The 23,339-nt window shown below is 33.5% G+C and carries 19 protein-coding genes and 1 pseudogene; 1 reads left to right on the top strand and 19 read right to left on the bottom strand.

The genetic code is table 11. From position 1 onward, the window contains the following. Nucleotides 1-11 precede the first annotated feature (11 nt). From KQI85_RS08845 to KQI85_RS08830, 4 genes are read right to left on the bottom strand one after another with little or no spacing between them, the layout of a single operon-like run. On the bottom strand, nucleotides 12-884 hold the full coding sequence (locus KQI85_RS08845; RefSeq protein ID WP_216575724.1) for a carbohydrate ABC transporter permease: 873 nt from the start codon (nucleotides 882-884) through the stop codon (nucleotides 12-14). Nucleotides 885-895: 11 nt separating this feature from the next. After that, the gene (locus tag KQI85_RS08840) at nucleotides 896-1,810 is read right to left on the bottom strand and encodes a carbohydrate ABC transporter permease (RefSeq protein ID WP_371820580.1); all 915 of its coding nucleotides are present in this window, start codon (nucleotides 1,808-1,810) and stop codon (nucleotides 896-898) included. A gap of 12 nt (nucleotides 1,811-1,822) precedes the next feature. Continuing rightward, nucleotides 1,823-4,846: an extracellular solute-binding protein gene (locus tag KQI85_RS08835; RefSeq protein ID WP_216575723.1), complete on the bottom strand. Its 3,024-nt coding sequence runs from the start codon at nucleotides 4,844-4,846 to the stop codon at nucleotides 1,823-1,825. Between the two features lie 29 nt (nucleotides 4,847-4,875). Further along, complete coding sequence (locus KQI85_RS08830; protein WP_216575722.1) at nucleotides 4,876-6,387, bottom strand: alpha-N-arabinofuranosidase; 1,512 nt, start codon at nucleotides 6,385-6,387, stop codon at nucleotides 4,876-4,878. Between the two features lie 447 nt (nucleotides 6,388-6,834). On the opposite strand from KQI85_RS08830, the gene KQI85_RS08825 reads away from it, so the two are divergent. Beyond that, nucleotides 6,835-7,746, top strand: a complete 912-nt coding sequence (locus tag KQI85_RS08825; protein WP_216575721.1) for a transcriptional regulator — start codon at nucleotides 6,835-6,837, stop codon at nucleotides 7,744-7,746. A gap of 255 nt (nucleotides 7,747-8,001) precedes the next feature. On the opposite strand, the gene KQI85_RS08820 is transcribed toward KQI85_RS08825, so the two are convergent. The 15 genes and pseudogenes from KQI85_RS08820 to KQI85_RS08755 all read right to left on the bottom strand — a co-directional run. Continuing rightward, nucleotides 8,002-9,207 (bottom strand): DNA/RNA non-specific endonuclease, encoded by a 1,206-nt coding sequence (locus tag KQI85_RS08820; protein ID WP_253293810.1) that lies wholly within the window; start codon nucleotides 9,205-9,207, stop codon nucleotides 8,002-8,004. Beyond that, the gene (locus KQI85_RS08815; RefSeq protein WP_216575720.1) at nucleotides 9,204-9,614 is read right to left on the bottom strand and encodes a ribonuclease Z; all 411 of its coding nucleotides are present in this window, start codon (nucleotides 9,612-9,614) and stop codon (nucleotides 9,204-9,206) included. Before KQI85_RS08815 ends, KQI85_RS08820 begins: the two co-directional genes overlap by 4 nt. Nucleotides 9,615-9,665: 51 nt before the next feature. Continuing rightward, on the bottom strand, nucleotides 9,666-10,670 hold the full coding sequence (locus KQI85_RS08810) for a hypothetical protein (RefSeq protein WP_216575719.1): 1,005 nt from the start codon (nucleotides 10,668-10,670) through the stop codon (nucleotides 9,666-9,668). Nucleotides 10,671-10,996: 326 nt separating this feature from the next. Then, entirely contained in the window at nucleotides 10,997-12,415 is a 1,419-nt protein-coding gene (locus KQI85_RS08805) for a radical SAM protein (protein ID WP_216575718.1), read from the bottom strand. A 544-nt stretch (nucleotides 12,416-12,959) separates the two neighbouring features. Beyond that, nucleotides 12,960-13,334, bottom strand: a complete 375-nt coding sequence (locus KQI85_RS08800; protein WP_216575717.1) for a YbaN family protein — start codon at nucleotides 13,332-13,334, stop codon at nucleotides 12,960-12,962. A 41-nt stretch (nucleotides 13,335-13,375) separates the two neighbouring features. Beyond that, nucleotides 13,376-15,019, bottom strand: a complete 1,644-nt coding sequence (locus tag KQI85_RS08795; RefSeq protein WP_253293809.1) for an amino acid ABC transporter ATP-binding/permease protein — start codon at nucleotides 15,017-15,019, stop codon at nucleotides 13,376-13,378. Next, entirely contained in the window at nucleotides 15,009-16,925 is a 1,917-nt protein-coding gene (locus tag KQI85_RS08790) for an ABC transporter ATP-binding protein/permease (RefSeq protein ID WP_216575715.1), read from the bottom strand. Before KQI85_RS08790 ends, KQI85_RS08795 begins: the two co-directional genes overlap by 11 nt. Beyond that, nucleotides 16,903-17,271 (bottom strand): nitrous oxide-stimulated promoter family protein, encoded by a 369-nt coding sequence (locus KQI85_RS08785; protein ID WP_216575714.1) that lies wholly within the window; start codon nucleotides 17,269-17,271, stop codon nucleotides 16,903-16,905. The genes KQI85_RS08790 and KQI85_RS08785 overlap by 23 nt, the downstream gene beginning before the upstream one ends. Nucleotides 17,272-17,719: 448 nt before the next feature. Further along, nucleotides 17,720-18,373: a YkgJ family cysteine cluster protein gene (locus KQI85_RS08780; protein WP_216575713.1), complete on the bottom strand. Its 654-nt coding sequence runs from the start codon at nucleotides 18,371-18,373 to the stop codon at nucleotides 17,720-17,722. A gap of 391 nt (nucleotides 18,374-18,764) precedes the next feature. Further along, nucleotides 18,765-19,643: a cysteine ABC transporter substrate-binding protein gene (locus KQI85_RS08775; RefSeq protein ID WP_216575712.1), complete on the bottom strand. Its 879-nt coding sequence runs from the start codon at nucleotides 19,641-19,643 to the stop codon at nucleotides 18,765-18,767. A 242-nt stretch (nucleotides 19,644-19,885) separates the two neighbouring features. Continuing rightward, nucleotides 19,886-20,629, bottom strand: coding sequence for an amino acid ABC transporter ATP-binding protein (locus KQI85_RS08770; protein ID WP_253293808.1), 744 nt, complete (start codon nucleotides 20,627-20,629; stop codon nucleotides 19,886-19,888). A gap of 10 nt (nucleotides 20,630-20,639) precedes the next feature. Then, nucleotides 20,640-21,317 (bottom strand): amino acid ABC transporter permease, encoded by a 678-nt coding sequence (locus KQI85_RS08765; protein ID WP_216575711.1) that lies wholly within the window; start codon nucleotides 21,315-21,317, stop codon nucleotides 20,640-20,642. Beyond that, nucleotides 21,298-21,957, bottom strand: coding sequence for an amino acid ABC transporter permease (locus KQI85_RS08760; RefSeq protein ID WP_216575710.1), 660 nt, complete (start codon nucleotides 21,955-21,957; stop codon nucleotides 21,298-21,300). Before KQI85_RS08760 ends, KQI85_RS08765 begins: the two co-directional genes overlap by 20 nt. Nucleotides 21,958-22,295: 338 nt before the next feature. After that, nucleotides 22,296-22,472, bottom strand: a complete 177-nt coding sequence (locus KQI85_RS16555) for an iron hydrogenase small subunit (RefSeq protein ID WP_253293816.1) — start codon at nucleotides 22,470-22,472, stop codon at nucleotides 22,296-22,298. 42 nt (nucleotides 22,473-22,514) lie between these two features. Beyond that, nucleotides 22,515-23,222, bottom strand: a pseudogene (locus KQI85_RS08755) (NADH-ubiquinone oxidoreductase-F iron-sulfur binding region domain-containing protein); the annotation flags it as partial. Between the last annotated feature and the right edge of the window lie 117 nt (nucleotides 23,223-23,339).

Here is a 23,339-nt window from a genome sequence, read left to right as displayed (position 1 = left end):
ACTGCCACCCCCTACTTGATGCCTGAATGAGCCATTGTATTCATAAAGCTCTTTCTTAAGATAAGGAAAATTAACAAGTTCGGTATAAACTGTATAAGTATACCTGCTGCCTGAATACCCTGACCTGCTACTGTATTATTCGCATTAGAAAGTGTATTCAGATAAAATGCAAGTGTCTTCATACTCTCATTATTAATATATAGATTCGAACTTTCAACATTAGTCCATACCTGTTGGAATGCAAGAATTACTGTTGTTGATATCGCAGGTTTTATAAGTGGAAGTATAATCTTTCTATATATCTTAAAATCTGATGCTCCATCTATGTATGCCGCTTCTATAAGTGCATCCGGTATCTGGTCAATAAACTGTTTAACAAGGAACAGACCAACCGGCATTGCAAGAAGTGGAAGTATATGTGCAAGATATGTATCCTTAATTCCCAGCATATCAATGATAAGATATCTTGGAATCATAACTGCAACTGCTACAAACATAAGAGCCATATTATTAACTTCAAGTATTGTATTCTTACCTTTAAACTTAAGCTTTGATAATGCATATCCAGCCATTGTTGACATGAATATCGAAGCTATAACTACTACTGCTGTAACAATAATACTGTTGAACACATATCTGCTCATTGGTATATCAGCACTTTGTGAAGCTTTAAATAATTTTGAAAAATTTTCAAGTGTTGGTTTGTGTACCAATATCTGAGGTGGAAATGCAAACAGCTCATCTATTGGCTTAAATGCGTGACAGACGATAAATACGATTGGTATACCCATAAATATCGCAAGTGGTAATAAAAGTATTATTATCTTTATCTGTCCACGTTCAAACTTTTTAGGATTGATATTACTACCTTTATATCCAGCCATGTTTCCTCCTCCTATTTTTCTCTGAATAACTTACCAAACAGTTTTGAGAACACCCATACCATAAGTAACAGTACTACTGATACTGCGGCAGCATAACCCATCTCATATCTGATAAATCCATAATCTTCTATATGGTTAACTATAAGCTGTCCTGCATAGTTAGGTGTCGGGTTCGAGCCTGAGAGCTGAACACCGATTGCACCATTTTGGAATGCACCAACAATTGCCATAACTGCACCGAATAACATCTGTGGCTTCATTGTTGGTATTGTTATATATATAACTTCCTGAAAACGGTTCTTAACACCATCTATTGCTGCTGCTTCATATATCTCTTCATCTGAATTAAGTATACCTGCAAGCATCGCAAGGAAACCAACACCCATACTTGACCATAATGCAACGATAATCATAATTGGAAGAAGATATCTTGAATCAACAAGCCATAATATAGGTTCATCAATAATTCCAAGTTTCATCAGCCAGTTATTAACATAACCCATCTGATCACCTGAGAAGATAATTCTCCAAAGCACAGTCATCGCTGTTGCACCAGTCATACTTGGTGAATAAAATATTATTGTAAGTATTGTTCGTGGAACACTTGTAAGCTGTGAAAGCCCCCACGCAACAATGAATGAAAGTACATATCCACCAGGTCCTACAATAAGTGCATATATTACTGTATTAGGCAGTACCTTCTGCATAAATACATCATCTGCAGTTAAAAGGTTAATATAATTCAAAAATCCTTTGAAAGTAGGCATCTGAATTGTATTAAAACTCGTAAATGATAATCCGATTGCGACAACCATTGGAATGATAATGAATGTAAGAAACATTAACACGTATGGTGCCATGAACCAGTATGCAGAGGAATTGCTTTGCTCTCTTTTAGCTATCTTTGTTCTCTTTCTTAAAGCCACTTTTTCTCCCTCCTACTTACCATTTTTGCTACTTTCGATAATCTCACGAACCTTTTCGATTGTAGGTACGTCATACTCTTTGATAACAGTTTTGTTATCACTGTAGCCGAACTCTTCAAGCTTTCTGTCTGTCTCTTTCTCAATAGTTCTGGCTGCACTGTCAAGACTTTCTCTTATATTCTCACCACTTATAACAACAAGGTTATATGCGTTACTAAGTTCTCGTTCTGTCATATAACTTGCAAGTACTCGTGGAGCTTCAAGTGTCCAGTCTAGTTGTTCTATAATAACTTCTTTATCATCTGTTGACCATGGAAGTTCTGCAAAAGCTTCCATATTAGCTGTATTCCAATAATACTCATCACCATAAGTAATCTGTAATGTCTGACCAAATTCTGCCTGAACTTCTGCACTTGACCACCATTTCATGAATTCCCAGCTCATATTCTCTCGTTCTTCATCCGATTTGAACATTACTGTACTCTCTGCACCGGCTGATGAATAACGTACAACTTCACCTTCATCATTAACGACACCCGGAATAAGTGCTATATCCCATGAACCTGCTATCTCAGGTGCTGCATTACTAAGCAGGTTATATGTTCCGAAGTCTGATATACCAATAGGATAATCTCCATTTCTAAAATGCTGATAGAAGTTAGGTACATCTTTTGGAAGATTATAGATTGTAAATAAATCTGTAAGTTCCTTAAATCCTTCAACAACACTTTCACTATTAATTGCTGAATCAGCTATTGTATCACCATATAATGATGCTCCATGCTGGAATATAATAGGTGTCGTATCAAGGAATGTCTTAGTACCTGTAGTTCTCGCTGTAGGATAATAGAAGTTAAGTCCTCTCATCTGAAGATCAGGTAACATTGCTTTTACATCCTCAAGTGTATCCGGAACTGTAAGTCCTAATTTTTCAAGGATATCAGTTCTATAATATAGTACTGAGAAGTTCATTGTCTCCGGAACTGCATATATTCCATCACCGATTGTCGATGCTAAGAGAAGACCTTCATTATATCTCTCTGCAACTTCTGCAAAATCATCAAATTCACTAAGATCTTTTATCGCTCCTCTTATACCAAGTTCAAATGGTACTGAGTAGTTAATACCTGTTGCTATATCAGGTGAATCTCCTGATGCATTAGCAAGAACTAATTTGTTCTGATCAGGCATAAGTGAAAGATCTACTTTTATACCCGTCTTAGGTGTGAATTCCTTATCAATCATCTGCTGCATAATCTCAAGATGCTGTCTTGAACGGTTAACCCATACCTGAAGATGTTCTTTATCTGTATTACTTGTTGAATATGCCTGTTCTGTAAAAGATGTAAAAAATCTTACTATTGCAAGCCATATTCCTTTGAAAAATCCAACTTTTTTAGGAAGTTTGGATGCTGAATCACTCTGATAAAAATAGATACTGTCTAGTGAAAAATCATTACCATTAAGTGAATCAACAAGGTTTGCAAGGTATTTGTTAACTGAGTTAGTACTTGTCGCAAGTTCGCTTATTCTATATAATAATTCATCAGGATCTTTTGCAAGACTTCTTAACTGTCCTGAAGCAATTGATAATGAAGAAAATGCTGCTATCTTCTTAACTCCCGGATTATACTGCTTAGCTTCTTCCATAACTGCATCAAGTTCATCAGCATATTGTGTTAATGTATCACCAACATCAGGTATATATGCTTCAAGTGAAAAATCTCTATATTTATCTTTGTTAGTACCAACTACCTTAGTTATCTCAAGTGCAAGATCATTAACATCATTCATTACGCTCTCAACAACTTCAAGTGCATGTCTTACCGGTTCCATACTTATTGTAAGTGATATTGTATGTGTTCCCTTTGTAAGTGGTACACTTAATTTGTCACCATTTTCATCTTTTAATGTCAGCATATTATATGTCTTATCATAGTCAAATGCGTAATTATGAAATTCTGTATTAGGATATTCTCCATCAATCTTAATGTTCATAAATACCGGAAAATCCGACTTATCTGACTGACTATAATTAAATGCCATATAATAATTGCCATCACTCAAAGCCTCAAATTCATAAGTGACTGTCTGTCCACCTTCTGAAAATGAACTGCTATCAATCGTATTAAGTGATTTTTCCTTAACATTATAAGGATAGAGATTAGGATTGTATTCACAAGCTGCATGAATCGAAGAATCATTTCTATATGTAAAATCTTCTGCCTGAATCTCTACGAATCCATCACCTTCTGCTGCTTCACTTCCTGAATATTCTTTTATATCAGGCTTTGCACTAAGATATACATTACCAATCAGCACTTCACCTTCTGATATGTCAAATGTAACTTCATTAGCACCTTTTTTTAACTCTATCCCAAGTGCTTCTGTATATCTGTAAGTAGCATCCATTATATACTTGTTCTGCCACTCATACTTCTTATCAGGAATACTTGTTATCTCTTTACCATAACTATCATATGTCTTCTCGCCTGATGACACCCATAAGCTCTCGAATATCTGTCTTCTAAGTTCATAGAATGAATATTCGCCATTAATCTTAACAGATGCTTCAATTGGCAAAATAGAATCGTCAGCTGACAGATAATCAAAGCTCATATAATATATTCCATCCTGTGGTGCATCTACTTTTAATGTAAATGTATCATTAATAACAGCTTTAACAGCCTTATTATCTTTGTCATATCCCATAACATCATCTGTAATCGTTGCTGTACCATCACTCATTATGTCTGCGGCACTGTATATAATCGTATCTCCTGTATATTCGCTATATGTGTAATTAGCACTTACTTTTGTATAATTATTATCAACTCGTTCATTCGAATACTGTGCCATACTCTCATCTGATGACTCTGTAATGTTCGTCTGATTCTCTGCTGCTATTGCATCAACTGTCGAATAATTAAAACCTGTAATTGCAAGTGATACTGTAAGTAACGCTGATACTGTTCTGTTGGTGATGGATTTTCTATTATATATTCTTTTCATATGATACGTCTTAGTGCGTTTCATATTACATCCCTCCAATACAAGCCGGCAATCTATTCTGTTACAACTTTTATATGCATTACGCTGCAAGGTGGAATTGTAAATTCAATTCTGTTATCACCATTAATCTTAATATCATTAAACTCCTGTTTTTTAACAACATCAGGATGTTCAAAATCGTTATATGCATCCATCTTCTGTGTAAGAATCTCTGCTTCAACTGACTGTATCTTAACATCAACAAGAACACCTTCTATAAATTCTGAATCTTCAAGGGACAGATTGTTAATTGTAATATGTAAGTTGCCTTCCTTATCTTTTGAAACTGACTCATTAAGATTAGGAACCATATACTCTTCTTCAAGTCCAATTGTCTTAGTCTCAATTGAGCTGTCAACAAGTTCATTATCCTGATGATCTTTATACATATTAAATACATGATATGTAGGTGTAAGAATCATCTTATCGCCTTCTGTAAGGATAACTGCCTGAAGTACATTAACCATCTGTGCGAGGTTAGCCATCTTAACTCTGTCACAGTTCTTGTTAAAAATATTAAGATGTATACCTGCAACAAGTGCATCTCTCATTGTATTTTGCTGATATAAGAATCCAGGATTAGTTCCAGGCTCACATGTATACCATGTTCCCCATTCATCCATTATAATTCCGACTTTTTTATCAGGATCAAATTCATCCATTATTGCACCATGTCTCTTGATTAATGTATTAGTATAGAGAGCTTTACTAAGTGTCTTATACCATACTTTGTCATCAAACTGTGTTGCGCTTCCCTTTATATCCCATCCTTCTGGATGTACATAATAATGTAATGATAATCCATCCATCTGACCATGTAAGAAATCCGGACATCTTGTGAATGTTGTCTCAAGAACTTTTCTTGTCCATTCATAATCATCTACATTAGCACCGCCACATACCTTAAATATCTGTGTATCATGTCTGTAATTTCTTACATACGTCTGATATCTTCTATATTCGTTAGCATAATATTCCGGTCTCATATTACCGCCACAGCCCCAATTCTCATTGCCTACACCAAAGTAGTCAATCTTCCATGCTTTCTCATGACCATTCTTCTTACGAAGTTCTGCCATAGGTGACACACCATCAAATGTCATATATTCAACCCATTCTGACATCTCGGCAACTGTACCGCTTCCAACGTTACCATTAATATATGTCTTACATCCTAACTGTTCACATAATTCAAAGAATTCATGTGTACCAAAGCTATTATCTTCTACAACACCACCCCAGTGTGTATTGATCATCTTCTTTCTTGACTCTTTAGGACCAATACCATCTTTCCAATGATATTCATCTGCAAAACAGCCACCGGGCCATCTTAAAACCGGTATCTTAATCTCCTTTAATGCTGCTACAACATCATTTCTCATTCCTTTTGTGTTAGGAATCTTAGAATCTTCTCCTACATAGATTCCTTCATAAATACATCTCCCCAGATGTTCTGAAAAATGTCCTTGAACTTCCGGATTAATATGACCTAAAGTAACACTTGGTTTTATGTATAACTTTGCCATTTTCTTCCTCCCAATATTATAATATAGTTTTTGCTTAAATGCATCTCCCATTTATTTAAGTTTTAACTTAAATATTAAGTTTTTGATTTAATTATACATATAAGATACATCCATATTGCACAATAGTCAATAGTTTTTTTTGCATTTTTTAGATATTTTTACAATATTTTGAGTTTGTATTTAACTTTTTCGTTTAACATTTAATCCATATCATATTGACATTTATTTAACTAACCGATATAATGCTTAGTAAATATTAAGTATTTATTAATACTCATACGCAATGTAGAATTAATTATATATGTCAGTTTTTAGTATAATTACTATATTTACATATAATGATATCAGGACAAATACGAACTTTGATGCCTGCCATTATTTGAATATTAATGTAACGAATATTATAAATTTTAATATTTATACACAATATATAAGGGAGTGACCAGTATGTTATATTTTGATTCCATAGATGATGCTGCTGAAGTATTCAAAGCACTCAGCACACCAATGCGTCTAAAGATTATGGAAATGATAAGCGAAGATAACGAGATGAGTATGAATGACCTTGCCGAAGCACTTGGTCTTACCAATAGTGCCATCTCACTACATGTAAGTAAGCTCGAACAGGCAGGACTGGTATCCATCCATACAACTGCTGGCAAGAGAGGAAGTATGAAGATTGTAAAACCTATTCATGATCGCCTTCTTGTCAACCTGACACCAGCTAAAGAAAAGAGAAAGTACTATCAGGATGACATTAAAATCGGACACTTTACAACATGTGAAGTTGCACCTACTTGTGGACTTGCAACTTCAAAGACCATAATAGGTGCTCTTGACGATCCAAGATATTTTATGTTCCCTGAGAGATTCGATGCCGGTATATTATGGTTTGGATATGGTTTTGTCGAATATAATATTCCTAATCATCTTGTTGCCGGTCAGACACTTGATGAGCTTAGAATATCTTTTGAGATATCGTCTGAATGTCCTAATTATAATGAGAATTATCCATCAGACATTCATTTTTCTATTAATGGAATTCCACTTGGTATATGGGTAAGTCCGGGAGACTTTGGAAGCCGCCCTGGATTCGTAACACCTACATGGTGGCCAGAACTTCTTAATCAATATGGACTTCTTAAGACTCTGATAATCAATGATATTGGTACATTTATTGATGGTGGCAATCAGATATCTGACGTTACTATTAACGATCTTAAGATTGATTATACAAGCATAATATCTTTTCGTTTTGAAGTTCCAAAAGATACACCTAATTGTGGTGGTTTTACAATATTTGGTGAAGACTTTGGTGATCACAATCAATCTATAAGAGTTCAGGCTTTCTATAGATAATCTATCAAGATAAGATAGACTGTCAAAAATTAGTTAGTCTGCTAAAAATAAAATAGACTGTCAAAAATAGCTTTTTAATTATATTAAAAGAACTAATTAAAAACCTAGGAAGTTCCAATAGAACTGATATATAGAAAAACCTCCGCCTGATTATATACTCTGTGAGTTATCTCATACTTATAATCAAACGAAGGTTTTTTCTATATTATTAGTTACTAACAATTACCAATATTGTTAAATCGCAATACTGCCTAATTACCAACATTTCGAACATCTGCCCTTGCCCATAGCTTCTGCCTGTTCTTGTGTTACCTGATATGCTTTATCAGGATTCATTCTGCCACAATTATTGATGCTATGATATTTCTCTCCTGTCTCTGACAACCATACTAATGTACTATTTCCTGTATCTTGTGGTTGTGTTGGTGCAACTGTCGGTGCCTCTGTCTGTGGCTGTGTTGGTGCAACTGTCGGTGCCTCTGTCTGTGGCTGCGTCGGTGGCTGTGTTGGTGCAGCTGTCGGTGCCTCTGTCTGTGGCACATTAGCACTCGCTCCTGCATCTGCTACTGCTGCTCCTATATCAGCTTGTGCCGATACCGGATCTCCTACCTCACTGTCACCGGTTGCATAATCAATACTTATTCCCGGCTGTATATTATAACAATATACGCAGAACTTTACACCACTTCCATCATCTTCTATACTCTGTGCTTCCATAAGCACACCACCAGCTACAAGATTATTACCATCAAATACTGGTGTAACTCTGTATAGAACATGATTATTAGTCTCTTTTACATAATCTGCTACCATATTCTCAAATGGTAACATACCATCTACATTCATATATCTTGTACCAGTTATAAGATTCTGCTTATTAGCATTCTCACCTGATAACTGATATCCGATTAGATGACATCTGTTATACAGATATTTGCCATCGACATTATCATATTTTACAGTATGCCATCCTGTAGGTTTGACTGAACCTATTGAACCTCTTTCACCTGTTGGCATAATCTCTTTACCAACATTAGCAAATGCTACTCCACACCTTCCTAATGTATCAAGCTCGCTATATGTCTCGAAAGCCTGTGAATTATACTGTGTGGCATCAAAAAAAGGAACATTATTATTAACTATTATGTATGGACTACCTGAATAAGCCGGAATATTATTGCCTGCACCATCTGAATTAACAGATGCTATAAGTGCCTGTTCTATATAAGCTACATTCGTATCTTCCTCGATCTGTTTCGAATGTTCTGCATCTACAAGCATACTATCTTTTGAATCTTTAGCACTCTCTGTAGCATCTACCTTAGTCGTCTGTTCTGTTGTTACATTAGCATCATTATCTGACAGATTTGCCTTATCATTAACAGCATCTCCACATCCTCCAAGAAGGAGCATTACAGATAATATCAGCACTGTAATTATACTCTGTCTTCGTATTTTCATAACTTCATCCTCCATCTTTCAATCGTTATCTTATCGTGAGAACTTCCTATTATCTCGTCAATTACCATGCTGTCCCAGTTTTTCTCTTCATTACATAAGTTAAATTTTACATCTGAAGGATAATCTCTGTTCCATTTGCATACAATAACCTCATTATACAGGTCTGTCATCTGCGAAATATCTATATTCTCAATAAAACAATACTCTTTTTCTCCTGCTTTGTAAATAAAATTTTCATCGCATATCACATTATAATTAGCAAACAGTTCCTTTGAAAAAGAATTACACCACACTTTTATACATCCTGCATAATTAATAATCCATTCAGTAAGTAATCTATCTCTGCTAAGTCTTCTGTTATTAAATAACATTCCCATACGATTATCTACACATACTATTGGAATCATATTCTGTCACTTCTTTCTAAGTTTTTAGGTATATTGTAGCACTATTCGATTCTATATTCCAAGATCTATTTCAATTCCTTTAAGTTCTTCATTAACAAGCTTATTATCTTTTGTCACTTTACTTATAATCTTTTGCACTTCTTCACTTCTGTCATTCTTAATACTACTATTTTTAACATCAGTATGTATTTTGTCGCTCTCAATACTATCCTTTATAATCTTCTCTTCTTCTTTTCGTTTTTCTTTAGCCTCTTCAAGTCGTTCGTTCTTCTCTTCTTGTTTTTCTTCAATCTCTTCCTTCTTCTTCGAATCTTCCTCTGCCTTTTCATCGCTCTTATCTTTTGCGTCAGATAACAAAAGTCCAAGCATCTCCTTATTAAGTGCAGCTAATATGTCATCTGCTGCATTAGATGCATCTAACATATCCTGATTCTTAAGATTGTCTATCTTTGCCTGATTCTCAGTAGCAGTAATCGACTGTATCTGCATCTTCTTAGTTTCATTATCCATTCGATAATTTTTTTCAAGTCCATTAAGTTCAAGCATCTTTTTTTGATATTCAGTTCTTGGTTTGCTCTGTAATTCTTTTAATCTATCAATCTCTTCCTTTGAAAAATCATCAGAAAATACTCCTAATATATTATTCTGATATTTTTCAAGAAGTTCAAAATCCTTTTGTTCTTCACTATCATCTGTAATTCCATAGCTTTCTTTGCATATCTGCTTTTGTTTTGCTATATCTTTTATCTTCTCATTATTCTCTCTCATCTCGCCAAGCAGTTTCTCTCTATTATCATTCATCGACTGCATCGATTCACTTTTATCATTATCACGTTCCCATGCATCCTTTACAAGCTTCATCGCCTGTTTACCTGCAAGTTTTCTCTTCTGTTCTATTATACTATCTGTTGTATTCTGACCATTAATTTCACCTGCAAAAAAAGAAGAGCCTCCCTGCTTTCCACTATTTTTAGCATTATCTAACTTATTATGTCCTGACTTTGTAATAATATTATCTGCCGATACGTTAATTCCATTTTCTAACCATACTTTCATTCTTATATACCTCCATGTATCTTCAAAATATCTGATAATAGTAAAATTCATATTGTCACCAGATAATCAGCTGTTCTATGATCACATATATCAACATATACTTATGTTCATAAAACAAAAGGCACGCTATATTTATGATAAGTTATCTCATACAGTGTGCCTTAATATCGTTATATATCGTTATATATTCTATCGGCGTATATTATATATTATTTAATTTTGTCCACAAATTCTATTTTTATAACAACCATGTTTATAACAAATGCAATAACAAATGCAATAACAATACATAATACTAATATGTGGTTAATCAATGCTGCGGATAATTAATCATTAACTGCCTGCTTGTCAGAACATTCACTAGGGTTTTTATTCGCACAGCCTGGATGTTCTTCGCTCCATAATCTGTCAGCATATGGTCTCCACTTTTTGGCATATTCATGACACTTGCCACACAGATGCGAAGCACTCTCTGGTGACTGAAGATCTGTTGATTTTGCTCCTGTCTCCTTAACCATTCGCTCAAGTATCTCTGGGTTCTCAAGCATTGGACATGGTCTTAAGTGATTCTCATTAAATGGCTGATTATTATGATATGCCATAAATAGTGGCTGATGAAGAATCTCTATCAGACTATGCGTTCTTATATTAGCACCGGAATAGTGAATAAATACGCAAGGCTCTGCATCACCATTAGCATTAATATGGAAATAGTTACGTCCACCGGCTATACATCCTCCGACAAACTCACCATCATTTTGGAAATCCATTGTAAATATACCTTTTCCATGTGACATATTTCTAATCTCACGAACTCTGTCCTTCATATATACTCTTTGCTCAGGTGTTGGCAAAAGTTCAACTGATGCATCATTGCCAACTGGCATATAATGAAAATATAATGCATATCGACATCCTTTTTCAACCATAAGATCTACGAACTCATCATTAGTCACTGTCTCTATGTTCTTAGATGTATAACAGATAGATGTTCCAAATACCAGGCCATTCTCTCTTAACAGATCCATAGCATGCATAACTTTACCAAATACACCATTACCACGTCTAAGATCATTAACTGCTTCAAATCCTTCAAGACTTATTGCAAGATACAGATTGCCAACTCTCTTCATATCTTTGCAGAATTCTTCATCAACAAGTGTTCCATTTGTAAATGATAAGAAAGCACAATCATTATGCTTCTCACAAAGTTTGATAAGATCTTTTTTTCTTACAAGAGGTTCACCACCTGTAAACATATACAGATATACCCCAAGTTCCTTACCTTGTGTTACAACTTTATCCATCTCATCAAGTGTCAGATTAAGTCTGTTACCATATTCTGCCGCCCAACATCCTGTACAATGTAAGTTACATGCACTTGTAGGATCCATAAGTATCAGCCATGGAACATTACACTGATATTTTTCTCGCATCTTTCTTATTGTCTTAGTTCCATGCATAAATGCTTCAAATCCAAGATTAAGTGCCATCGTCTTAAGAACATGCGGATCTACTTCATCAATAAGACGGTTAATATATCTGTTAAGTGTCTTATCTTTATCACATATCATCTCTCGTGCTTTTTCATAGTTAAGATCTATCTGTTCTCCGTCCATGTATTTTTCCATAAAATCAACCAATTTTACTATTGACTTTTCTCTGTCTTTTTTAAGGCTTTTAAGAACAATATCACTTGCTGCCCCCGCTGCCAGTCTTCCTGCTGAATGTGAAATACTACTCATACCAATTCCTCCTTAAATAAATAACAGAAATATACAATCTATCTGTACTTTTAACTACAATTATCGCAACAATTCATATAGTATACTTTTCTGTTTATTTTCTGTCTTCTGTGTATATCTTATCAGCATAAGCAGTTTAATCACATAGACAAATTTCGATGTGCGTTTACAGTATTCTACATTTTTATAAAAATGTATAGTGATTTTTGTAAAATATTCGTTCTATCTGTCTAAAAAGACTATTTTTTACATTTCATATACATATCATAGTTTTAATTCATATAGTATATACTTATCGTCAAATATTTTCTGTGTTTTACACGAATTATGTTGTTGATTTTCTTGAGTTGTCTAGTAGAATATTATTTTATTACCATATAGAGCAGGTAAAGTTTGTAAAATCAAGGTAAAAAAGGAGCAAAATTTAGGGATTTTTTTGTAAAACATTATTTTTATAAAATATAAAAAGAAAAGAAGTTGCTCTTTTTTGCATTTTAGCAGAACAACTTCTTTGGTATTCTATTCTTAATAATTACTTATACGATTATGCCGCAATCGTCTTTATTCTTGTGAAGAAATACACATATTTAAATATTATCAAAAATATTATAAATCCTCGACCATACCAGTTAGGCATCATTATAAATGCCAATATTAACATAGCTGATGCCGGTAATAGGATTGTAAACTTACTCCTTAATGTCATACTTCTTGTCTTAACAAAATCATCAAGGTGTGTCTTATACAATTTTGTCTGTGTAAACCAGGTATGAAATCTCTCTGAACCTTTTGCCAGACAAAATGATGCAAGTAATAAAAATGGTGTTGTAGGAAGTACCGGAAGTACAACTCCAACTGTTCCTATCCCTATTGCCGCAAAGCCTAATATAAGCCATATAATTCTTATTGGATTTTTCATCTATTCTTCCTTTCATTCTTCTCTTTTATTATGTAATTATGTTACATCTTCGCTACATCATCACATATTCCCATAGTTGAACGCCTATGTGATACAAGTATAACTGTCTTATCTTTTTTCTCTTCTCTAAGACTCTTAAGAATAATTCCTTCATTAAGACTATCTATATTACTTGTTGGTTCATCAAGAAGCATAAGTTCACTATTATGTAAAAATGCTCTTGCAAGTCCAATTCTCTGTTTTTCACCACCTGATATTCCATCACCCATCTCACCTGTCACAGTATCATATCCATTAGGCAGGCTTTCAATAAAATCATGTATAGAAGCTTTTTTTGCCGCTTCTATAACCTGCTCATGCGTTGCATCATTATTTGCTACTTTAATATTATTCTCAATAGTATCATTAAATAAGAATGTCTCCTGAGTTACATAAGCAACATGCTTCCTAAGTGACTTTGTCTTAATGTCATTAACATTATTATTTCCATAATTAATTGTTCCATTTTGTGTCTCATAGAATCTCATCATCAATTTTATTAATGTAGATTTACCACATCCACTTTTTCCAAATATTCCATGTATCTTATTTTTAGTAAAAGTATGAGTATACTTATCAAGTATCTTACTATCTGCATCATAAACAAAATCTACCATATCACATATTACATCATCATCTACATATTCTTTACCATTCACATTCTCATAAGTTACCGGTTCTTCATTAAGCAGATTAAGAACTCTATTACCACATGCAAGTGTCTGTGTCAGATTATTAGATAATGCTGATAGTGCTGCTGTAGGTCCAAATGAACTCATAATTGCAATCGTTGATATTACTGCTTTATCTAATGTAACTGTCCCATTTTTCACAAAATATATATTGCATATTACAAATATTATTCCTGCAAGCGATATCGCTATATCTGTAATATTTTTTTGTACATTCTCATTATATTTTAATACTCTCATAGTATCTTCAAGCTTGTCTGTCTTATCTAACATTATTTTATTTCTCTTATCCTGCACATTATATTGTAATATCTCATCAAGACCATACAAGTTATCAAGAAGTGTACTATTTAATGATCCAAATTCTCTTCTGTATGCTTCTCCTGCACTCTTACCGATTCTGCCATTAATTATAGGAATTATTGCACCTACAATTATATAGAATAACAATGCAAGAATTCCAAGCACATAATATATTCTTCCAATGAATATTGACATAAATATTGATGTTATTATTGCAATCATTATTGGTGATATTGTATGTGCATAGAATACTTCAAGAAGTTCTATATCTGACGTTATTAATGCAATAAGATTACCTTTTTCTCTGCCATCAAGCTTTGCAGGTGCAAGTCTTCTTAGTGCTTTGAATACTTCATGTCTTATTCTTGCAAGAAGTTTGAATGCTATATAATGATTACATGCCTGTTCACTATATCTTAATATGCCTCTTGATATTGCAAATATTGCAATCAATGTAAAAATAAATGAAAGCGACATGTCATCATTAATTCCTGTGACATTAAGAAGTCCATAACCACCAAGTACTGTAATAAATGTTGCAAAAAGATTACCTATACAGCCAAGTATAATTGCAGCAAGCATGATAAGAATAAGCGGTCTTACAAGACCTATAAGCCCCATCATTACACCTAATCCACTTCTATTCTTCATCACAGTCACCTCCATTACTATACATCTCAAGTTCTTTTTGCTTATTGTATAATTCTGCATAATATCCATTCTTAGCCATTAATTCATTATGTGTTCCGCTCTCACATATAGTTTCTTCATTCATAACAAGAATATTATCCGAATTAACAACATTGGCAAGTCTGTGCGATACAAGAATTACTGTCTTATATTTTGCTATATTATTAATTACTTCCATAATCTTATTTTCACTCTCTGCATCAACATTAGAAGTCGCTTCATCAAATATATACATATCACTTTCTTTTAACAATGCTCTCGCTACGGCAAATCTCTGTTTTTGCCCACCGGATATATTGGCTGCACGCTCTTCTATCTGCATATCAAGTCCGCCATTATTCATAACTAACTCATATAAATCAACTTGTTTTAATACTTCATAAATCTCGCTATCAGATGCATTCTCTTTTCCCATAAGAAGATTCTCTCTTATACTCCCTTTAAAAAGATAACTATTATGATTAATTCTTGTTATCTTCTTATATCTCTTTTCTGTACTATATTCTCTGTTGTGTACTCCATCTATTATAATATCACCTGAATAATTCGTATGTTCTCCCATTATAAGTGATGCTATTGTACTCTTTCCACATCCGGATATACCTACTATTGATACAAAATTTCCTTTTTTTATATCAAAAGAGATATTATTAAGAATCTGTTTTTCACCGTCATAAGTAAAGCCTACTTTACTAAATTTTATTACTGAATTACTTATTTTATCATCTTCTCTAGGCTTAACTTCTAAGTCATCTTTCTTAGTTGATACATTATCAGCCACTATATTACTGCCTGTTACATTATTAATTAATATATCTTTGGTTACTATATCTTTGGTTGTCACATTAACATCCTTATTATTACAAATTGCCACATCAACATCCATATTATTACAATTATGTATATCCTCTGATTTATCTACTGAATCGATAAATCCGAATATCTTGTCCGCAGCTGCATTGCCATTCATCGCTATATGAAAAAATGAGCCTAACATTCTCATTGGAAGAAAGAATTCTGCTGATATCATTATTATAAAAAAGCACTGTGAAAAATCTATTTTTCCATATTTTAAATCAAGTATACTAAGAATTATTCCAAGTGCCGCTCCACCGTATGCCACAAGATCCATTATACTTATTGAATTAAGCTGCATTATAAGCACACGCATGGTAACTTTTCTGAATTTCTCTGCTTCTTCATCCATTTTAACTGCATATCTGTCATCTGCATTATATATCTTAAGTGTTGTAAGCCCTTGAAGATTCTCAAGAAAACTATCGCCCATCTCTGTATATGTTCCCCAATATCTATTAAGCATCTTCTTGGCAAACTTCTGAACTGCTACTATTGATGCCGGTATAAGAGGAACACATATAAATAGAACAATAGCAGTCTTAATGCTCATTGTTCCTACTATTGCAAAAAGAATAAGTGGTGCAATCATACTATAGAAAAACTGTGGAATATACTTACCAAAATATATCTCTAACTGTTCTACACCTTCTGTACTTATCTGAACAGCTTCTGATGTTGCAATAATCTGTCTGTAATGGCTTCCTGCCTTAAATAGTCTGTCGTATATCATATCTCTTAATGTTTTTTTTACTCTCGATGATGATGCAAAAGACAATTTCGACATTATAGTTGTTGCAATTACTCTTATAATAATTATACTTGCAGCCATTATTCCATAACTTAATACATTAACTTTTTCATATTGTTTATTAAGAAGATCTGCCATTATACCTGCTGTATATAATGTAAATATAATATTCACTATAAGTACAATACATTGGCATATAACTATTCCAGATACATACTTTTTATTACCGGCAAATTCTTTAAGAAGCCTTTTGTTGAACATTCTGTTTCTTCTCCTTTCTGACACTTTTTATTGTTACAATTCCATGCTTTATTGTGATTATTGGATGACTGAATAACATACGACATCCTGAATACTTCATAACCTGCCTTATCTTCTCTCGCATCTCAGGCTTATAACAATGAACTTTGCATGCACTACAAAAAGTCTTGGTCTCCATAAATGGGCATCTACCAATTCTAAGTTCTGCATACTCTGCAAGTTCCCTACATTCTAAGCAAAGCTCTCCTCTTTTAGTCTTATGATTACCATGACAGTATATTCTTATCATTGTCATTACAAGTTTTTTCTCATTAATACGTTTTTCCTCTACTGTTTTTTTACTCATAATTATACCTTTCTCAATTATTATATTTATAAGTATTATTGACTAATCTGGCTTATCAAAACTGACACTTCATATATCATTAAAATTTCATTTCCCTGCTATTCCAAATTTAAATGATAATGATTTTCATTTTCCTTGGCTAGTATATACTAACACAATTTAATTTGTCAAGGGAATATTTTGTAAATACTTTTTGTATATTTTGGAAATATTTTTTATAATAGGGAAACCATCTAATTTTACTCTTGCTCTTAACAAAAGCCATTAAATATATCAAAAAAACCTGATGCTAACGCACCAGGTTTCCAATATTGGATTTTTCACCACTCTTGCCAAAGAGCCTTCTATCTTCACTTTTGACAAAGAACCGATTTTACTTCCAAGATTAATAAAAAGTCCTAATTTTTTCAAAAATATTTGCACCAAACTATTTTTAGAACTATTTTTATTAGAACATAGCTCTTGCCTTAGCAAGTCGCTCATAAAAATCAGGATAAAAATTATCCATAGTATATTCTTTTAAATAAAATTCCTTTAATATGTACATACTCATATTCTTAGATACAGTCTCATCATAATTCTTAAGTTCTGCTTCTGTGTCCTTAAGAAAATAATGCCATTCATTAATATATTTCTCATATTTAGGAAGTTCTTTTATCCCTAACCATTTACTAATCTTAACTTTACTTCTGTTAGCGACTTTACATTCGTCTTTTTGTAAAAAATACTTAAATCCACCATCTTCATATATTCTTCCAAGTGGAAATAGTCTGCATATACCAGGTCTTATATCATGTATACTGCATCTACCTTCTGCATTTAAGAATGTACACTTTTCTTCAGTTCCTGCCATCTTAAGATTCGGAAGAATTATTCCATCGACTACATTAAGTTCAACGTGACTGCCAATAAGTTCCGATGGTGCAAGCCCTGTTCCTGATGACATTCTCATAATATCATAAGGATCAAGCACTATCGTATTGCCAACTTTTTGACAGCATGATGAACATCCTTTGCAATCGTTGCATCCAAGTCTTGCCATATCCTCTGAATTATATAACTTTCCATCTGATATATCATTAAAATTACAATTTCTTTCCATATATTTTATTTCCTGCTTTCTATATTCTACCTTTTTATTTTTCTAATATACTACTCATTTACTCATTATTCCATTTTAACTATTAAAAATCAATGTTTTTTATTTAATTTGTTTATAACAATCCGGACGTAAAATATCATTACTCATAGTATATTATAATCCGTAAAATTAATCAACATAAGCCGCAATTTTTTTACGGATATTTCATCTATATTCCATATTTTCCATCTTTCCAAGAAACCTGCGACAATTAAAAGAGCCCCATCAAATGGGGCTCTTTTAATGCTTATATAACAAATCTTTTCTTCATTTTATCAAGATTCTTTCTTGCCTATTTACTGGCAATTCATACTCTTCAACAATTGTAACAATATATCATTGTCAATACCTCTTAATCAACAACTCCACCTTCAACAACAAGGTTATCTGGATCAATGCTGTCGCCATATACTGGTTCAAGTGTATCTTTGTAATCTGCATGGAAGAACTGTTCATCAGCAAGTGATTTAATCTCATCATTGATATAGTCAAGTAATTCTGTATTACCTTTCTGTACTGCTGCTGCGATTGTATCTGTATTACCGATTGATTCGATTCCTACTTTGAATCCTTCATTCTGAAGTGCCCATGCAAGAACTTCTGTATTATCTGTTGAGAATGCATCTCCACGTCCATCAAGAAGTGCATCGTATGCTTCCTGATATTCATCAAATTTTACAAGTTCAAGTTCAGGATAATTCTCTGAAAAATATGATTCCGCTGTTGTTCCTTTTACAACGATTAGTTTTTTACCTTCTAAATCATCTGCTGAAGTGATAAGTGCATCTTCCGGTGATACAACACCAAGTGCTACTTTCATATAAGGTAATGTAAAGTCTACTTTTTCTGCTCTTTCATCAGTTACTGTAAAGTTAGCAAGCATAACATCTACTTTGGCTGTCTGAAGATATTCAACACGACTTGCTGCATCAACATATACGAATTCTGCTGCATCTTCACTTCCTAAGAGGTCTTTTGCAAGTCTCTTACCAAAGTTAACATCATATCCTTTGAGATCGCCATTGTCATCAACATATCCAAATGGATTCTTATCGCTGAATACACCAATAATAAGCTTTCCGCTTTCTTTGATCTCATCAAGTGTTCTTGCCTGTGCTGTCTTTGTGTTATCTTTTTTGTCTGTTGCATCTGTACTCTCACCTTTTCCACATCCTGCAAAAAGTGATGTTACAAGTAATGCTGATAATAAAAGTGTTAATAATTTTTTCATGGTTTCTCCTCCTGTTTCCATCTCATTATTATGTAACTTTTGTTACTTCTATTTTTAAGCAGTTAGCAGGCATCAAAGTCGGGGCTTTTGACTCCGGCATCTTTAACTTTATAATAATATAGAAAATCATTACATATAGAAAGTTATTACAACTTATATAGTTAATGTGCCTGCTGCTTATATACTTTATATATTTGTTTAATACATTTTTATTTTTATAAAAAACTTAATCGCCTAATCTATTACTTAGCATCATAATGGAATGTATTAATAAAAGCTTTTGCTCTCTCTGTCTTTGGATTGCTAAAGAACTCCTTCGGTGTACTCTCTTCTATTATATTGCCACTTTCCATGAATATGATTCTGTCGGCAACTGCTCTGGCAAATTCCATCTCATGTGTTACGATAAGCATTGTCTTACCTTCTTTTGCAAGTTCTAAGATAACTTCAAGAACTTCTCTTACCATCTCAGGATCAAGTGCTGCTGTAACTTCATCAAACAGAAGTATCTCCGGATGCATTATAAGAGATCTTACTATCGCAACTCGCTGCTTTTGTCCACCCGATAACTGACGTTCATAAGACTTTGCTTTATTCCTAAGCCCTACTCTGTCAAGAAGTAGAAGTGCTTCTTCTTCAGCTTCCTTTTTATTTCTTTTTTGAACTTTAACCGGTGCAAGTGTTATATTATCAAGCACATTCTTATGTGGAAAAAGATCATAACTTTGAAATACCATTCCTATTCTCTGCCTAATCCTTGGAAGTTCAGCTTTATTATTATCTATTCTTGCGTCATCAAGTCTTATCTCACCTGAATCGATTGTCTCAAGTCCATTGATACATCTTAAGAATGTACTCTTACCACAACCAGATGGTCCAAGAACAACTACAACTTCTCCTTTTTTTAATTTGAATGAGATATTGTTAAGTATTACATTGCCATCAAATGACTTTGTAAGATTATCAATCTCTAAAATCTCGCCCATAATATAACACCTAGCCTTTCATTTTCTTCTCTAAATATACCTGAAGTTTTGACATCGGGTAACATACGATAAAATACATGATAAATATTGCTCCATATACATATATTGCCGACTTCGGTGCGACAAATCTATTAGCATCAATTATCTGCTTGCCGACTTTGACAACTTCAACAACTCCAATAAGTGCTACAAGTGATGTCGTCTTAACCATTCTTGTAAAAAGACTTACTATTGATGGTACAAGCATTCTTATTGTCTGTGGAATTATTATATATACTGCTGTCTGCACTCTTGTAAGTCCAAGTGCCAGACCACTTTCTCTTTGATGCTTTGGTATTGAGATATATGCACTTCTTACAAGATCTCCCATCTCTGCACATCCCCAAAAAGTAAATACGCCTATTGCAGCTGTCTCACCGCTCATGCTTATTCCAAACATCTTAGTGAATCCAAAATATACGATAAATAAAAGTACTAACTGTGGCATTATTCTGACTATCTCAAGGTATATTCTACATATTACTTTTATAATCTTACTCTTACTTGTCATTATAAGTCCAAAGACAGTTCCAAGTATTATCGAAAGAATCATCGCTATAACAGCTATTCTTATTGTTATCCACATTCCTGATATCAGTCTTAGAATATTATTACCTTTTAATAAAACATTAATCTCCAAAAGCTGCATGTCTGACTCTCCTCTCTATCAAACTGAAAATAATTGATATTGGCAGCAGTATTATCAGATATGAAATAACTAACATAAGCAATGCTTCATTAGTATTGTAATACATACCTATAAGATCCTTTGCAACATACATAAGATCTGCAAGTGCAACTGCACTGAATACTGAAGTCTCTTTTATCATAAATATTACATTGGCACATATTGCAGGAATTGATATTATTATTCCCTGTGGAAGTATTATCTCGAAGAATGTCATCCTCTTAGTCATTCCAAGACTTAATGCTGATTCTTCCTGTGACTTTTTTATATTCTCAAGACCACCTCGAAACGCATTCGCCATATAGCTTCCACCCTGGAATGTAAGACCAATTATTGCACATTGTTCACTGCTTAATACTATTCCAATCTTTGGAAGTCCAAAATATAGAAAAAATAACTGTATTAATAGTGGTGTATTTCTTGAAAGTTCCACATATATGGAACATATTCTTCTAAGTACCGGAACTTTGTAGTAATTAATCATTCCTACTAATATTCCTATTATTAATGCCAATATAATGCTTATCGCTGCGATTGATATTGTTATCTTTGCAGCTTCAACATATAAGGGGTAATATTCTTTTATAAATTCAAAATCCATAATTGCCTCCCGATGAATTAAGATATATCGTAATCTCATGCCTTCTTGTATGCTTAGTATTCATACTTATTTGCTATGATTAATATGAATACTAGATTATCACCAGTTAACCTAATTGTCAACAGTGCTGGCTATTATAAAAAAAATTAATTGGTTATAGGTTTTGGTTATAACCAACTAAAAAAACATCCCAGACTGCCCTAATCTGTACTAACAATCGTTAGATTTTTAGATCTAACTTTTTAATTTGGTACATAATCTGACAATCTGGAATGTCTTTTTTTATCTTATCTACATCATATAATTATTCTTATAATATTGCAATTATGCTTATCTAATTATTCTCCCACAGTCCATCCATGATGATCTGTATGAAGAAGTTCATGTGCTTTATGTGAATTTGGTTCGCCAAAATACTTAGTATAGCAGTCTAATACTGCAGGGTTCTCATGTGAGAATCTAAGATTATTAACTTTATCAAGACCATATAATACATCTGCTCTTACTGCTGCCATCTGTTTACCATCATTAATTGGCTGACCGCCACCATTAACACATCCACCAGGACCACCACCGATAATTGCAACTTTCTTACCTGTTGCCTTTGCACATTCCGGAATTGGCACTTCACCTGCGTTATCAACTGCCATCTTCTTAAGTCCTCTGATATTAACAGGATAATCTATCATACCTCTCTTACATCTATTCTCACATGGATGCTCACATATATGTGCACATACTACCGGAAGTGGATTATCTTTTCTTATAAGTCTTATAGCATCTTCATATCTGCCTTCACCAACAAGTGCCACATATCCTGGGATATCAACACCTGCCGGACACAATGCCACACAAGGCACCGGCTGACTGCTGTTACATGTACATCTATTCTTGGTAATATGCTGTACAAAGTCTTCCATGAATCCATCAAGTCCTTTAAGAACAAGTTTTGCGGCTTCATATCCTATTGCACAATCTGCAGATGCGTATATTCCTTCTGCTGTTGTTCTTATAAGTTCAATTGTTTCAAGTTCTGCTTCTCCACTTAATACTTTTTCAAGTAATTTTACTAATTGTGCAAGTCCTATTCTACATGGAACACATTTACCACATGACTGTGCAAGACACATCTTAATAAAAGAACATGTCAGGTCGATTGGACATAATCCCGGAGGACTTGCCACAATTCTTCTCTCAAGGTCTTTGTAAAGTGATTCTATTGTCACTTGGGCTTTATCCTGAGTAATAATGCTTAATCTGCTCATTTTATCTCCTCTTCTTTCTTTTTGCTAGTGGCTATTATAATCAATTAACTCATAAAAGTAAACAATAGATATTTTTTTCACACTTTTGGTCTTATTTCTCTTAATTAAACTGACCAT

The sequence above is a fragment of the Falcatimonas sp. MSJ-15 genome, assembly GCF_018918265.1.
Taxonomy (GTDB): domain Bacteria; phylum Bacillota; class Clostridia; order Lachnospirales; family Lachnospiraceae; genus Falcatimonas.
This window is presented reverse-complemented; position numbering and strand designations above follow the sequence as displayed.

Bases quoted from the DNA above. Each gene is read 5' to 3' on its own strand.
- KQI85_RS08770 (WP_253293808.1), bottom strand. From the start codon at position 20,629: ATGGGCGAGATTTTAGAGATTGATAATCTTACAAAGTCATTTGATGGC.
- KQI85_RS08800 (WP_216575717.1), bottom strand. From the start codon at position 13,334: ATGAAAAATCCAATAAGAATTATATGGCTTATATTAGGCTTTGCGGCA.
- KQI85_RS08805 (WP_216575718.1), bottom strand. From the start codon at position 12,415: ATGAGTAGTATTTCACATTCAGCAGGAAGACTGGCAGCGGGGGCAGCA.
- KQI85_RS08775 (WP_216575712.1), bottom strand. From the start codon at position 19,643: ATGAAAAAATTATTAACACTTTTATTATCAGCATTACTTGTAACATCA.
- KQI85_RS08790 (WP_216575715.1), bottom strand. From the start codon at position 16,925: ATGTTCAACAAAAGGCTTCTTAAAGAATTTGCCGGTAATAAAAAGTAT.
- KQI85_RS08835 (WP_216575723.1), bottom strand. From the start codon at position 4,846: ATGAAACGCACTAAGACGTATCATATGAAAAGAATATATAATAGAAAA.
- KQI85_RS08830 (WP_216575722.1), bottom strand. From the start codon at position 6,387: ATGGCAAAGTTATACATAAAACCAAGTGTTACTTTAGGTCATATTAAT.
- KQI85_RS08815 (WP_216575720.1), bottom strand. From the start codon at position 9,614: ATGATTCCAATAGTATGTGTAGATAATCGTATGGGAATGTTATTTAAT.
- KQI85_RS08795 (WP_253293809.1), bottom strand. From the start codon at position 15,019: ATGAAGAATAGAAGTGGATTAGGTGTAATGATGGGGCTTATAGGTCTT.
- KQI85_RS08760 (WP_216575710.1), bottom strand. From the start codon at position 21,957: ATGGATTTTGAATTTATAAAAGAATATTACCCCTTATATGTTGAAGCT.
- KQI85_RS08780 (WP_216575713.1), bottom strand. From the start codon at position 18,373: ATGGAAAGAAATTGTAATTTTAATGATATATCAGATGGAAAGTTATAT.
- KQI85_RS16555 (WP_253293816.1), bottom strand. From the start codon at position 22,472: ATGGCAGCAGTAAGAGCAGATGTATTATATGGTCTTGATAAAGTTAAT.
- KQI85_RS08820 (WP_253293810.1), bottom strand. From the start codon at position 9,207: ATGAAAATACGAAGACAGAGTATAATTACAGTGCTGATATTATCTGTA.
- KQI85_RS08810 (WP_216575719.1), bottom strand. From the start codon at position 10,670: ATGAAAGTATGGTTAGAAAATGGAATTAACGTATCGGCAGATAATATT.
- KQI85_RS08825 (WP_216575721.1), top strand. From the start codon at position 6,835: ATGTTATATTTTGATTCCATAGATGATGCTGCTGAAGTATTCAAAGCA.
- KQI85_RS08765 (WP_216575711.1), bottom strand. From the start codon at position 21,317: ATGCAGCTTTTGGAGATTAATGTTTTATTAAAAGGTAATAATATTCTA.
- KQI85_RS08785 (WP_216575714.1), bottom strand. From the start codon at position 17,271: ATGAGTAAAAAAACAGTAGAGGAAAAACGTATTAATGAGAAAAAACTT.
- KQI85_RS08845 (WP_216575724.1), bottom strand. From the start codon at position 884: ATGGCTGGATATAAAGGTAGTAATATCAATCCTAAAAAGTTTGAACGT.